Annotated in this window: 14 protein-coding genes; 13 read left to right on the top strand and 1 reads right to left on the bottom strand. The window is 60.0% G+C overall.

The genetic code is table 11. The annotated features are described in order from the left end of the window. Nucleotides 1–98 precede the first annotated feature (98 nt). Nucleotides 99–377, top strand: a complete 279-nt coding sequence (locus tag GIW48_RS15750; protein WP_065930623.1) for a hypothetical protein — start codon at nt 99–101, stop codon at nt 375–377. After that, nucleotides 374–862 (top strand): PIN domain-containing protein, encoded by a 489-nt coding sequence (locus GIW48_RS15745; RefSeq protein WP_236460615.1) that lies wholly within the window; start codon nt 374–376, stop codon nt 860–862. Before GIW48_RS15750 ends, GIW48_RS15745 begins: the two co-directional genes overlap by 4 nt. 55 nt (nt 863–917) lie before the next feature. Here GIW48_RS15745 and GIW48_RS15740 read toward each other — a convergent pair whose 3' ends face one another. Beyond that, complete coding sequence (locus GIW48_RS15740; protein WP_065930625.1) at nt 918–1,169, bottom strand: DUF6124 family protein; 252 nt, start codon at nt 1,167–1,169, stop codon at nt 918–920. A gap of 523 nt (nt 1,170–1,692) precedes the next feature. On the opposite strand from GIW48_RS15740, the gene GIW48_RS15735 reads away from it, so the two are divergent. From GIW48_RS15735 to GIW48_RS15685, 11 genes are all read left to right on the top strand, one after another. Next, nucleotides 1,693–2,001, top strand: a complete 309-nt coding sequence (locus tag GIW48_RS15735; RefSeq protein ID WP_236460614.1) for a type II toxin-antitoxin system RelE/ParE family toxin — start codon at nt 1,693–1,695, stop codon at nt 1,999–2,001. Then, nucleotides 1,998–2,285, top strand: a complete 288-nt coding sequence (locus GIW48_RS15730) for an addiction module antidote protein (RefSeq protein WP_069786879.1) — start codon at nt 1,998–2,000, stop codon at nt 2,283–2,285. Before GIW48_RS15735 ends, GIW48_RS15730 begins: the two co-directional genes overlap by 4 nt. 96 nt (nt 2,286–2,381) lie before the next feature. After that, nucleotides 2,382–2,777, top strand: coding sequence for a DUF2946 domain-containing protein (locus GIW48_RS15725; protein ID WP_186618011.1), 396 nt, complete (start codon nt 2,382–2,384; stop codon nt 2,775–2,777). 46 nt (nt 2,778–2,823) lie between these two features. After that, the gene (locus tag GIW48_RS15720; RefSeq protein WP_186618009.1) at nt 2,824–3,306 is read left to right on the top strand and encodes a copper chaperone PCu(A)C; all 483 of its coding nucleotides are present in this window, start codon (nt 2,824–2,826) and stop codon (nt 3,304–3,306) included. Between the two features lie 10 nt (nt 3,307–3,316). Continuing rightward, complete coding sequence (locus tag GIW48_RS15715) at nt 3,317–3,727, top strand: DUF2946 domain-containing protein (RefSeq protein ID WP_017136763.1); 411 nt, start codon at nt 3,317–3,319, stop codon at nt 3,725–3,727. Nucleotides 3,728–3,820: 93 nt separating this feature from the next. Continuing rightward, complete coding sequence (locus GIW48_RS15710; RefSeq protein WP_236460613.1) at nt 3,821–5,881, top strand: TonB-dependent copper receptor; 2,061 nt, start codon at nt 3,821–3,823, stop codon at nt 5,879–5,881. Nucleotides 5,882–5,997: 116 nt separating this feature from the next. Then, the gene (locus tag GIW48_RS15705) at nt 5,998–7,380 is read left to right on the top strand and encodes a PepSY-associated TM helix domain-containing protein (RefSeq protein WP_170040336.1); all 1,383 of its coding nucleotides are present in this window, start codon (nt 5,998–6,000) and stop codon (nt 7,378–7,380) included. A 152-nt stretch (nt 7,381–7,532) separates the two neighbouring features. Further along, nucleotides 7,533–9,641: a TonB-dependent receptor gene (locus tag GIW48_RS15700; protein ID WP_236460612.1), complete on the top strand. Its 2,109-nt coding sequence runs from the start codon at nt 7,533–7,535 to the stop codon at nt 9,639–9,641. A gap of 325 nt (nt 9,642–9,966) precedes the next feature. Beyond that, entirely contained in the window at nt 9,967–10,755 is a 789-nt protein-coding gene (locus tag GIW48_RS15695) for an ABC transporter ATP-binding protein (protein WP_099548123.1), read from the top strand. Beyond that, the gene (locus GIW48_RS15690) at nt 10,752–11,699 is read left to right on the top strand and encodes an ABC transporter substrate-binding protein (protein ID WP_236460611.1); all 948 of its coding nucleotides are present in this window, start codon (nt 10,752–10,754) and stop codon (nt 11,697–11,699) included. The genes GIW48_RS15695 and GIW48_RS15690 overlap by 4 nt, the downstream gene beginning before the upstream one ends. After that, nucleotides 11,696–12,706: a FecCD family ABC transporter permease gene (locus GIW48_RS15685; protein ID WP_017136769.1), complete on the top strand. Its 1,011-nt coding sequence runs from the start codon at nt 11,696–11,698 to the stop codon at nt 12,704–12,706. Before GIW48_RS15690 ends, GIW48_RS15685 begins: the two co-directional genes overlap by 4 nt.

Raw genomic sequence — 12,706 nt, 5'->3', positions numbered from 1 at the left:
TCTATTTGTTACCTCAAGGGACGGCGATGAACCAACAATACGAAGTGCTACACTCCAAGAATAATTCAAGCCAGACTCAATTATATTCAGGAGCTGACATGATAGAAGTTAAAGAGGCCGTACAAGTCGCCAAGGCGGCAGCAAACGACTTCCTCGGGCAAGAAACGGAATTGCAAGACCTCATGCTTGAGGAAGTCGAGCTAAATTCAAGCGGTAAAACATGGGTAATCACGTTGGGCTTTAATGTTCCAACCCCTGATAAATATGAAAGGTTAGGCGCGTCCTTAGCCGGACGAATGCAGACCAGGAAATACAAAACATTCATCATCGACGCGGAGACAGGTGAGTTCCGCTCCATGAAGATCCGCGAAGTATGATAGATGCCTATATCAAGCAGTACCGTAGAAAGGGAATTATAGTCGACACCAACTTGCTACTCCTGGCGCTGATAGGTGGAACGCCCAGCGTTGTAGAGTTCAAGAGAACTCGGGGCTATACCAATGAAGACTACCGCCTTTTGCTCACAATGATTGATCAGTTCGAAAGACTTGTTTCCACGCCTCACATTCTTGCAGAAGTCAGCAACCTGACAAATGGATTGTACGGGAGCAAGTTGCACGATTTTTACGCGACATTAAAAAACTCACTTTCAACAATTATTGAAATTCACTCCCCAGCCTTGGACATAAGTCGCGATTATGAGCTGTCGCCCTACGGCCTTACTGATGTCGGAATTATCGCACTCGCTAAAGATAACTATCTAGTTTTGACTGATGACCTTAGAGTCGCCGGCTTTGCTCACCAACATTGCGTCGATGTTGTGAATTTCAACCATATACGGGAAGCCAGTTTGGAGTTCTAAACCAATAGACGATCACTCCCACGCACGAGCGCAGGAACGATCGGTCATAGGACTGTTAACTACTCGCGACTGTCGGCCGCCTTGCACCTTCCTGCACCCGGTCAGCCAGCAACTGCGCCAGCTCAATCAACTGCGCAACGCCCAGCAACTCCTCTCGCTTCGGGCCATCCAGGTCAAACGCAAGGTCGCAACTCAGCGCATTGGCCGAGGCCAGTGTTTCGCTGAGGTTGACCAGCAGGTCTTCGGTGCTGATTCCATCGGCTACGGTGAATAGGCAAATGGGGGGATTGGGGGTGGGTTTAATCATTGTGAAGCTCCGGAGAAGTAAAAAGGAGCTGCCACTGATCGCCGCGACGCGATGGGGGTGGCAGCTGTACGCAGGTTCGCGGACCGATTCTCCAGAACAACCGGCATACCCGAAGGTATCCCGCGCACAGCCGCCATAGCGCCGCACAGTAGACGATAAAAAAGCGCCAACTGAAAGGAGACGATGACGCTTTTGCGTCTGGAGAAATCCGGGCCGCGACGCCCGACCGCTGAGTTTGCAGCGGCGTACACAGACTAGAGTTCCACCTTCCTAGGGACAACCTCAAAGACCTGTAAGACGTTTCTGTTTGCGCGAATAACCAGCCGGACGGCCAACTATTTAGCTTCTCCGCCCAAAGTCGAATCTACCTACAAATACTTCCGAACCGTCTGGCTGGCACAGCCAAAAGCCCTCGCCCTAACCTCCCCTCTCGCGGTTTTGCATCAGCATGCGCGATGGGGATGCACTGCTTTTGCAGCGCGTCGCAACTTGCCATCCTGTATCCCAAGGAATACGATCCAAGATGATTCATTTCAAGAGATCCGACGATTTTCAGGAGTGGCTTGATTCGTCACGCGCAAAACCCGCTCGTGGGCGCGTGCTGACAAGATTGGACAACGCACGTATGGGCAACTTCGGAGACTGCGAGACCGTAGGAAATGGCGTATCGGAAATGCGCATCCACTATGGCCCTGGGTATCGGGTTTACTTTACGCGCATCGGTGAGGTGGTTTACCTGCTGTTGATCGGAGGCGATAAATCAACGCAAAAGCGCGACATACAACGCGCTAAACAGATTGCAGATGAATTTGGCAAAAGGAGTGAATCATGACTGAATTTAGAGATTTCGACGTAGCTGAGCACCTCAAAACCCCGGAAGACATGGCCGAGTACCTTGAAGCGTCTTTCGAAGAAGACTCTGGTGACGGCTTACTGATTCGTTCAGCCCTCAACAACATCGCACGCGCCCAAGGCATGACCCAGGTAGCCCGCGACGCCGGTCTTGGAAGAGAAAGTTTGTACAAAGCCCTTTCCAGTGCTGGCAATCCTGAGTTCGCGACTATCATGAAAGTCATGAAAGCGCTGGGCCTTAAGCTTCACGCCACGGCGGTCTGACCTGGTGCGACACCAAACCACACCGCCACTTTTTACTTATGCCCCCCGATCAGGCTAAATACCCACCTGATCGCTTAACCCTACGGATTGTCCGCCATGGCCCGTCAACGCTTTGCAACTGTGTGGATCGCCTGCTTTGCAGTGCTGTTCAACGCCTTTGCCATGCCGCTGACCAGCGCGATGCAACAGTCGCAAGACCCCGTGCAGCAATTGCTGTGGGGCAGTTTCTGTTCCTCCAATGGCGCCAGCCTCAAGACCATTGCCTTGGGCAAGTTGGACATCCCGACGCCGCCCCAGGAAGATCATTCCGCCATGCAGCATTGCTGGTGTTGCTCGGGCTCACCGCCATTAGTGGCGTTGCCGGGGCATGTGCCGCAGCTGTATGTCACACGTTTTGATGCCGTGCCGGGCCTGTCGCCGCCCGCACTGCAAGCCCCTACCCCGCGCCAGCAATGGCCGAGTCTTAACCCCCGCGCCTCTCCAACGGTCTGATTTCTTCGCAAGTGAACTGCGTTTAGAACCGTTCTGGAGAACTGCCATGCTTAAATCTTCCCTGCTGCTGGCTGCATTGTTGCTGCCGGTGTTCAGTGCTGCCAATGCCGATGACTACAAGGCCGGCAGCCTGCTGGTCAGCGATCCCTGGTCCCAGGAATTGCCGCCGAATGCGCCGACTGTCGCTGCCTATTTTGTGATTCATAACCAGGGCGAAAGCGCTGATCGTTTGCTTAGCGTCGACACGCCTGTGGCGGCCAAAGCCGAGCTGCATGAGCATGTGATGCAGGGCGATTTGATGAAGATGCAAAAGGTGGAAACCGTTGCCGTACCGGCCAAAGGTGATCTGACCTTCGCACCGATGGCCTACCACGTGATGCTGCTGGACCTGAAAGACCGCAGCCAACTGCGCGACGGCCAACACTTCCCACTCACCCTGAACTTCGAAAAAGCCGGCCCGGTGCAGGTTGAGGTCTCGGTACAAAAAGCGCCGCCGATGGCCGGCCACGAGCATATGCACGCCCAATAGGCCAACGTAAATGGGCGCCCCTCGCGCCAGGTTGTCGCCACACCGCCGCAGGCCCATGAGCCTGGCGCGCGGCAGTTGGATCAGCCTGTTCGCCATGCTGATGATCTTTATCGGTCCGCTGATTTCCCAAGCGATGCCGATGGATCATCACGCCGGTATGTCGATGCAAATGTCCATGGACATGCCGTCGACCAGCCATGGCGAGCACACGCCAGCTCCCAGCGAACACCACGCCCTCTGGGCAAAATGCGGTTATTGCGACCTGCTCTTCAGTTGCCCTGCCCTGCCCGGCAGCGTGTCCCATGTCAGCCTCGGCACCCCGCCACCGGCGAATGCCCTGACGCCCGCCACCCGCCTGGGCCACGCCCGGCAGAGCATCTTCCCTGGCGCCCGCAGCCGCGCCCCACCTATCGCTTCGTAAGCACTTCACAGCATCACTTCACACCGGCCGACTTTAGACAGACAGCCGCAGGCTGCTGGCCGTGTTGTTTACGATTGATTGATGGAATTTGTCATGTCCAGGTTTTCTGCTGACTCCCGATTGGGATGTACCCCCGTTCTCGCCGTTCTGTGTGGCGCGCTGTTGGCACCACACTCGCAGGCTGAAGATCATGAGTTGAGCCCCACGGTGATCACCGCAATCGCCCCCAGCTCACCGCTGACCGTTGTCACCAACCCCAAAGACCCCCGCCAACCGGTGCCCGCCAGCGATGGCGGCGACTACCTCAAGACCATCCCCGGCTTCGCGCTGGTGCGCAACGGTGGCACCAATGGCGACCCGGTGCTGCGCGGTATGTTCGGTTCACGCCTGAATATCCTCACCAATGGCGGCATGATGCTCGGCGCCTGCCCAGGGCGGATGGACGCGCCCACCTCGTATATTTCGCCGGAAACCTACGACAAGCTCACCGTGATCAAAGGCCCGCAAACCGTGCTCTGGGGGCCTGGCGCGTCAGCCGGCACCATCCTGTTCGACCGCGAGCCCGAGCAATTCGGCGAGCTGGGCACACGGGTCAATACCAGTGTGCTGGCCGGCTCCAACGGGCGCTTCGACAAGGTGGTCGATGCCGCTGCCGGTGGGCCTTTGGGCTATGTGAGGGTGATCGGCAATCAGGCCCACGCCGATGACTACAAGGACGGCAATAACAACTCCGTCGCCTCGCGCTACGACAAGTGGAATGGCGACGTGGCCGTCGGTTTCACCCCCGATGCCGACACCCTGCTGGAGCTCACTGCCGGCCGTGGCGATGGCGAAGCGCGCTACGCCGGGCGCGGCATGGATGGCTCGCAGTTTCTGCGCGAAAGCCTGGGGCTGCGGTTTGAAAAGTCCAATATCGGTGAGGTACTGGATAAGGTCGAAGCGCAGGTCTACTACAACTACGCCGACCATGTGATGGACAACTACAGCCTGCGTACGCCGTCGGGCACCGGTATGATGGCCGGGCCGATGGCTTCCAACGTCGACCGCCGCACCCTCGGTGCACGCATCAAGGCGACCTGGCGCTGGGCCGATGTGCAACTGATCAGCGGCCTGGATGCGCAGACCAACGAGCATCGCCAGCGCAGCAGCATGGGCATCGACACCTACAAGGAACTGCCACGGGTCAAGGATGCCAATTTCCACAACTACGGCGTGTTCAGCGAGCTGACCTGGTACGCCGCCGACCGCGATCGGCTGATCACCGGCGCCCGCCTGGACCGCGCCTCGGCCAAGGATTTCCGCCAAACCACCGGTTCGGGAATGATGGCGCGCCCCAACCCGACCGCCGACAACACTCGCGCTGAAACCTTGCCATCGGGCTTTGTGCGTTATGAGCACGACCTGGCCGACACACCCACAACCGTCTACGCAGGGCTCGGCCATTCGGAGCGTTTCCCGGATTACTGGGAGCTGTTTTCGCCCAACACCGGCGCGGTCGGTTCGGTAAATGCCTTCGACGGCGTGAAGCCGGAGAAAACCACCCAACTCGACTTCGGTGCGCAGTACAAAACCGCCGACCTTGAAGCCTGGGCCTCGGGCTATATCGGCCGGGTGCAGGACTTTATCCTGTTCGACTACAAGCCCGGCATGATGGGCACCACGTCCCAGGCCCGCAATGTCGACGCGCGCATCATGGGCGGTGAACTGGGCGCAGCGTACAAACTGACCCAGCACTGGAAAGCCGACGCCAGCCTCGCCTACGCCTGGGGCAAGAACACCAGCGACGGCAAGGCGCTGCCGCAGATGCCACCGCTGGACGCGCGTTTGGGCCTCACCTACAGCCAGGACGACTGGAGCGCCGGCGCCTTGTGGCGTGTGGTCGCGGCGCAAAACCGCATCGACCAGAACAAGGGCAACGTGGTCGGCAAGGACTTCGACAAAAGCAGCGGTTTTGGCGTGTTCTCGCTGAACGCGGCGTACCGCATCAATAAAAACTTCAAGGTCAGCACCGGCGTCGACAACCTGTTCGGCAAAGCCTATGCCGAGCATTTGAACCTGGCCGGTAACGCAGGCTTCGGCTACCCGGCCAACGACCCGCAAGCCATCAAGGAGCCGGGGCGTACGCTCTGGACCAAAGTCGACATGAGCTTCTAAAAGCATCGCGGGCAAGCCCGCTCCCACAGGGAAATGCATTCCAAATGTGGGAGCTGGCTTGCCTGCGATAGCGGCCTGACAGACAAAAAATATCTAAAGCCTTGCGGAGCCTAATGATGACCACCCCAAAAATTTCCTTCTACAACCTGGCCTGGCGCTGGCACTTCTACGCCGGCCTCTTCGTCGCCCCGTTCATGGTGCTGCTGGCCCTCACCGGCATCATCTACCTGTTCAAACCCCAGCTCGACCCGCTGATGTACGGCAACCTGCTCAACGTGCAAAGCGCCGAGCACGCCCTGAGCGCCGACGAACAACTGCAACGCGCCCAGGCAGCTTTTCCCCAGGGCAAAATCAGCAAATACCTGCCACCCGCCGACGCCACCAGCAGCGCGCAATTCGTGATGCACAACGATGGCCGCGAAGTGACGGTATTCGTCGACCCGTATCGCGGCACCGTCCTCGGTGAACAGGATGCCCAATACAACCTGCAAGCCATCGCCCGCGCACTGCATGGCGAGCTGATGATCGGCACCGTCGGCGACCGTTTGGTGGAACTCGCCGCCGGTTGGGGCGTGATGCTGGTGGTATCCGGCGTGTACCTGTGGTGGCCACGCGGCAAGTCTTCGGCGGGCGTGTTGTGGCCACGGCTCAACAGCCGTGGCCGAGTGTTCTGGCGCGATATGCATGCGGTCGCCGGTTTCTGGGGCGCGGCATTTTTGCTGGTGATGCTGCTCAGCGGCATGACCTGGACCGGCTTCTGGGGCAAACAATACGCCGAGCTGTGGAATAAGTTTCCCGCCGCGATGTGGAACAACGTGCCGCAGTCCGACCAGCAAGCGCGCAGTCTCAATACGGCCAGCCAGCAGACTGTGCCATGGGCAATGGAGAACACGCCAATGCCCATGTCCGGCGACCACGCCGAACATATGAACCACGGTGCGATGCATTCAGGTCCCGCCGCGCCGACGGTACGCCTGCAACAAGTGGTCGACCTGGCCAACGCACGCAAGGTCGAACCCGGCTACAGCATCACGTTCCCCACCACCGCCGAAGGCGTGTTCACCGTCGCGGTGTTCGCCAACGACCCACGCAATGACGCGACCCTGCATGTGGATCAGTACACCGGCAAAGTGCTGGCCGATGTACGTTGGGAACACTACAACCTCGTCGCACGCGCCACCGAAACCGGTGTAATGCTGCATGAAGGCAAGATGTTCGGCTGGGTCAATCAGCTGATCGTGCTGGTGATTTGCCTGATGATTTTGCTCAGCGCGGTGAGTGGCGTGGTGATCTGGTGGAAGCGTCGGCCACACGGTGGGTTGGGAGTGCCGCCGTTGCGCCATGACCTGCCGAAGTGGAAAACCGCGATGGTGATCATGTTCGCGCTGGCGATCATTTTCCCGTTGGTGGGTGCATCGCTGATCGTGGTGTGGGCGCTGGATCGCCTGGTGCTGGCGCGCCTTTTCAACCAACGTGAATCTGCCTCAGGTTCTGCATGAAGCAAGCGAGATGCCCACGCCAGAGGCTTTCTGTAGCCTTGCGCGACTTTTGTCGCGCAGCCAATAAGTGTTAACTTATAACACTTTCTGCGTTATCGTTGCTCGCCGCGCCCTGCGGTGAGCACCCCTCTCAAGAAGCGATTGATCGACCGATGAACAAGTACCTCGCGTCCGGCCTGTGCCTGCTCGCCCTGCATAACAGCGCCCAGGCCCTGACTCTGCCCGCCAGCCCCGTGACCGCGCCCGCCGTGGATGACGAGCGCGTTGACCTGAACACGCCGACCACCGCCGGTTCGCGCTTGAACCTCACGGCCTTGCAAACCCCGGGCAGTGTCGAGAGCCAGACCGGCGAAAAAATCCGCGAGCGCGGCGACGCCAGTGTGCAGGACGCCATCTCCCGCGCCACCGGCATCAGCCGCACCGGCTCGCCGGGCGACGGCGGCACGTCGTTGCAGGCCCGTGGTTTTACCGGGCAGAGTTCGGTGCTGCAGCTGTACGACGGGCAGCGCATGTTCGACGGCGCAGGCACTTCCACCTTCCCGGTGGACACCTGGTCGGTTGAGCGCGTGGATGTGCTGCGCGGCCCGGCCTCGGTGATGTACGGCCAGGGCGCCACCGGCGCGGTGATCAATACGATTGCGAAGAAGCCGTTCACCGGCGAAATCGAAAACCATGTGCGCCTGGGCTACGGTTCCTATGACCGCCAACAGCAAGCGCTGGACAGCGGCGGCTCACTGACTGACACACTGAGCTACCGCCTGAACGTCAACCGCCTGCGCAGCAACGGCTTCATCGCACGCGGCGACTCCGCCAGCGATTTCGTCAGCGGCGCGCTGCGCTGGCAGCCGGCCGACACCCTGAGCTTCACCCTGGCCCACGACTATGGCGACCAGAGCCCGCAGAACTACTACGGCACGCCACTGATCAACGGCCAGTTGCACAAAGGCCTGCGCGACAAGAACTACAACGTCAGCGACGACAAACAGCACTACAACGACCAGTGGACGCGCCTGACCAGCGAGTGGCAGATCAACGACAACGTCACCGCCACCAACGAGCTGTCGTACCTGAAAAACCAGCGCCGCTGGCAGAACGCCGAGAGCTACAACTTTGTGAATGGCGGTTTGGTGCGCCAGGACTACCTGGGCATCAAGCACAACCAGGAACAGCTCGGTGACCGCCAGACGTTCACGTTTAAACACACGCTGTTGGGCCTCGACAGCCAGACGGTGACGGGCGTTGAATACAACCGCATTCGCTTCCGCCTGGCCAGTAACGCACCGTTTAACGACGTGCCAGGCGGCGGCCAGCCGGTGGATATTCAGTACCCGGTGCCGCAGCCGTTTGAAAGCAGCAGCCCATTCATCCCCCAAGCGGTCACCACCACCAAACAACTCGCAGCCTTCGCCGAAAACCGCCTGCAATTGACCGACAAACTCTCGCTGATCACTGGCGCGCGCCGCGACTACCTGCACATCGATAGCAATGATCTGACGGCTGCGAACACAGATTCCGACAAGACCCTGACCGGCAACAACTGGAAAGCCGGCCTGGTCTACGCGATCACACCGAGCACTTCGGTCTACGGCCAGTACGCCACCAGCACCGACGGTGTCGGCAGCCTGATCAGCCTGAGCCCGAGCCAGCAGCAGTTTGGTTTGTCCACTGCCAAACAGGCCGAAATCGGCTTCAAGCAGGCGTTCTGGGACGCGCGTGGTGAATGGACCCTGGCGGCCTATCACATCGTCAAAAAGAAACTGCTGGTGAGCATCCCCGGCACCACCCTCAAGGAGCAAGTCGGCCAGCAATCCTCCAACGGCCTGGAAGCCAGCCTAGACCTGCAACTGCCCAACGCCTGGCAGCTGCAAGCCAATGCGGCCATTGTGCGGGCGCAGTACGACGACTTTTCCGAAGTGGTCAACGGCCAGGCTGTTTCCCGCGACGGCAACCGCCCGGTGGACGTGCCCAACCGCACCGCCAACCTGTGGTTGAGCAAGACGGTGACCGATGACATTCGCGCCGGTGCCGGTGTGCGTTACGTCAGCGCCCGTTATGCCGACACCGCCAACAGCAGCGAAGTGCCGAGCTACACCGTGGCCGACGCCAGCGTATCGTGGAGGGCCATGCGCAATACCACCCTGGGCCTTGAGCTGAACAACCTGTTCAACCGCACCTACGCCGTCAGCCAGTACAACAATGGCCAACAGTGGATACTGGGTGAGCCGCGCTCGTTCTTCGTCACGGCGGACTACACCTTCTAACTGATACACACGCTCCCTGTGGGAGCTGGCTTGCCTGCGATGAGCATAGGTATCTACACAACCGGTTAACACGAAGTCTGTGGCAGGTGGGCTTTTGTGGCGAGCAGGCTTGTCCTGCGTTGGGCTGCGAAGCGGCCCCCGTACAGGCACGGCAATTTTGCTGAAAGTACTCAGCGTCTGTTTTTGGGGCTGCTTCGCAGCCCAACGCAGTACAAGCCTGCTCGCCACAGGAGAAATAGGCTGCTTTTAAAAGTTGTGTAGATACCTATGGCTATCGCAGGCAAGCCAGCTCCCACAATTTACTGTGTTGAACTTGAGAATATTGATGGCCTCACTCACCCTCACCGACCTTGGTTGGACCCCACCGGGCCACGACCACTGCAATCATCGCTTCCAGCTGCGAGATGCCAGCCTGCAGGTCGGTGCGGGGGAGTTTGTCGGGCTGATCGGCCCTAACGGCAGCGGCAAGACCAGCCTGTTGCGCTGCGCTTATCGCTTCAGCAAACCCGAACGCGGTGACGTGCTGCTCGAACACCAGAATGTGTGGAAACAAAGCGCCAAATGGTGCGCACAACGCATCGCGGTGGTGCTGCAGGAGTTCCCGGACACCTTCGGCTTGCGCGTCGACGAAGTGGTCGGCATGGGCCGCACGCCCCACAAAGGTTTGTTCGATGGCGACACACTGCACGACCAGCATCTCATCCGGCAGGCGCTGGAATCGGTCGGTATGCACGGCTTTGAAGACCACGCGTTCGCCACGCTCTCGGGCGGTGAAAAACAGCGCGTGATCCTCGCCCGCGCCTTGGCGCAGCAGCCGCAATTGTTGATCCTCGACGAGCCGACCAACCACCTCGACCCACGCTACCAGTTGGAGCTGCTGCGGCTGGTCAAGCGCTTGAACATCGGCACCCTTGCAAGCATTCATGACCTGAACCTGGCCGCGGCTTTCTGTGACCGTTTATACGTGATCAACCATGGGCGCATTGTCGCCAGCGGCACGCCTCACCAAGTGCTGACCGCCGAGTTGCTGCGTGATGTCTTCGGCGTCGAAGCCTTGATCGACGCTCACCCTTTGGCCGGCTACCCCCGAATCACCTGGATAACCCAACCATGATCCTGCGCTCCCTGTTGTCTCTCGCGTTGCTATTCGGCACTGCCCAAGCGTTTGCCGAAGCCACCCATTACCCGGTGACCGTCAAAAGCTGCAACCGCGACGTGACCTTTCAGGAAGCGCCGAAATACGCGGTCAGCCACGACATCAACATGACCCAAATGATGCTCGCCCTGGGGCTCAAGGATCACATGGCCGGCTACAGCGGCGTCACCGGCTGGAAGTCGGTGACGCCGCAAATGGCCGACACTCTCGTCGGCCTGCCGGAGCTGGCGAGCAAGTACCCGTCGGTGGAAACCCTGCTCAACGCCAACGTGGATTTCTTCTTCGCCGGCTGGGATTACGGCATGCTCGTGGGCGGCGATCTCACGCCGCAAACCTTGCAGCCACTGGGCATCAACGTCTACGAGCTGACCGAGTCCTGCGCCTTCGTAATGAAGCGCCCGGCCGCGACCCTGGACGACACCTATAACGACCTGCGCAACCTGGGCAAGATCTTCAACGTGCAGGACCGCGCCACGGCCTTGATCGCGCAGATGCAGGCGCAAGTGGCCGAGGTGCAACAGCATCTGCCCGCCGACAAGCCTAGGGTGTTCCTCTATGACAGCGGCGAAGACCGCGCCATGACCTCCGGCCGCCTGGGCATGCCGCAAGCGCTGATCACCGCCGCAGGCGGGCGCAATATCCTCGATGACATCGACGCCAGCTGGACCCGCGTCAATTGGGAAACCGTGGTGGAGCGCAACCCGCAGGTGATCGTGATTGTCGACTACAGCGAAATCACCGCCGCGCAAAAAGAACAATTCCTGCTGGATAACCCGGCGTTGCAATCGGTGGACGCCATCAAGAATCAGCGCTTTATCGTGATCCCGTATGTGCAGGCAACGCCAGGCATCGACAACGTGCTGGCGGTGGAAACCCTGGCCAAAGGATTCCACGGCGAATGATCAGCCGCCGCTATGCTCTGCTGCTGAGTGCGCTTGGCGCGTTGTTGCTGGTCTCTTGCGTGATCTCGCTGGGGTTTGGCTCGGCGCGGGTGCCGGCGGACGTGGTGTGGCGGATTCTGCTCAACAAGGCCTTCGGCCTCGGTGACGTCAACTGGAGCACCGGCCAGGAACATATCGTCTGGTTGATCCGCGTGCCGCGCATGTTGCTCGGCGCACTGGTCGGCGCCGGGCTGGCGTTGATCGGCGCCGTGTTGCAGGCGGTGACGCGCAACCCGCTGGCCGACCCGCACCTGCTCGGCGTGACCTCCGGCGCCACTCTCGGCGCGGTGATCGTGGTGTTGCACGTAGGGGAAGTCGTCGGCTTGCTGACCTTACCTATCGCCGCCTTCATCGGTGCGCTGCTGAGCATGCTGGTGGTGCTGGCCGTGGCCAGTCGTAACGGCCGCCTGGAGAGTGATCGCCTGCTGTTGTGCGGCGTAGCCGTGTCATTCGTGATGATGGCGGTGGCCAACCTGCTGCTGTTCATGGGCGACCATCGCGCCGCCTCGGCGGTGATGTTCTGGATGCTCGGCGGCCTGGGCCTGGCGCGCTGGGAACTGTTGGCGATCCCCACTGCGACTGTGCTGCTGGGGCTGTTGATACTGGTGGGCATGGCGCGGCCACTGAACGCATTGATGGCCGGCGAACAGACCGCCGTGACCCTGGGCATGAACGCACGTTCTGTGCGTTTGAAGGTGTTCCTGGTGGCGTCGTTGATGACCGGTGTGCTGGTGTCCATCAGCGGCTCCATCGGCTTTGTCGGGCTGATGGTGCCGCATATTGCGCGGCGTCTTGTGGGCGCTGAGCACCGGCGTTTATTGCCGGTGTGCGCGCTGCTGGGCAGCCTGTTCCTGGTGTGGGTTGATGTCGCCGCCCGCACCCTGATCGCCCCCGAAGACTTGCCCATTGGCGTGGCGACGGCGGCGATTGGCGGGCTTTTCTTTATCGGGTTGATGCGTAAGCGCTGA

Origin of the sequence: Pseudomonas sp. PA-6-3C, assembly GCF_021605825.1 — a bacterium.
GTDB classification, from domain to species: domain Bacteria; phylum Pseudomonadota; class Gammaproteobacteria; order Pseudomonadales; family Pseudomonadaceae; genus Aquipseudomonas; species Aquipseudomonas edaphica.
This window is presented reverse-complemented; position numbering and strand designations above follow the sequence as displayed.

Excerpts from the sequence above, each read along its gene's own strand:
- GIW48_RS15750 (WP_065930623.1), top strand. The coding sequence starts at position 99 with ATGATAGAAGTTAAAGAGGCCGTACAAGTCGCCAAGGCGGCAGCAAAC.
- GIW48_RS15745 (WP_236460615.1), top strand. The coding sequence starts at position 374 with ATGATAGATGCCTATATCAAGCAGTACCGTAGAAAGGGAATTATAGTC.
- GIW48_RS15740 (WP_065930625.1), bottom strand. The coding sequence starts at position 1,169 with ATGATTAAACCCACCCCCAATCCCCCCATTTGCCTATTCACCGTAGCC.
- GIW48_RS15735 (WP_236460614.1), top strand. The coding sequence starts at position 1,693 with ATGATTCATTTCAAGAGATCCGACGATTTTCAGGAGTGGCTTGATTCG.
- GIW48_RS15730 (WP_069786879.1), top strand. The coding sequence starts at position 1,998 with ATGACTGAATTTAGAGATTTCGACGTAGCTGAGCACCTCAAAACCCCG.
- GIW48_RS15725 (WP_186618011.1), top strand. The coding sequence starts at position 2,382 with ATGGCCCGTCAACGCTTTGCAACTGTGTGGATCGCCTGCTTTGCAGTG.
- GIW48_RS15720 (WP_186618009.1), top strand. The coding sequence starts at position 2,824 with ATGCTTAAATCTTCCCTGCTGCTGGCTGCATTGTTGCTGCCGGTGTTC.
- GIW48_RS15715 (WP_017136763.1), top strand. The coding sequence starts at position 3,317 with ATGGGCGCCCCTCGCGCCAGGTTGTCGCCACACCGCCGCAGGCCCATG.
- GIW48_RS15710 (WP_236460613.1), top strand. The coding sequence starts at position 3,821 with ATGTCCAGGTTTTCTGCTGACTCCCGATTGGGATGTACCCCCGTTCTC.
- GIW48_RS15705 (WP_170040336.1), top strand. The coding sequence starts at position 5,998 with ATGACCACCCCAAAAATTTCCTTCTACAACCTGGCCTGGCGCTGGCAC.
- GIW48_RS15700 (WP_236460612.1), top strand. The coding sequence starts at position 7,533 with ATGAACAAGTACCTCGCGTCCGGCCTGTGCCTGCTCGCCCTGCATAAC.
- GIW48_RS15695 (WP_099548123.1), top strand. The coding sequence starts at position 9,967 with ATGGCCTCACTCACCCTCACCGACCTTGGTTGGACCCCACCGGGCCAC.
- GIW48_RS15690 (WP_236460611.1), top strand. The coding sequence starts at position 10,752 with ATGATCCTGCGCTCCCTGTTGTCTCTCGCGTTGCTATTCGGCACTGCC.
- GIW48_RS15685 (WP_017136769.1), top strand. The coding sequence starts at position 11,696 with ATGATCAGCCGCCGCTATGCTCTGCTGCTGAGTGCGCTTGGCGCGTTG.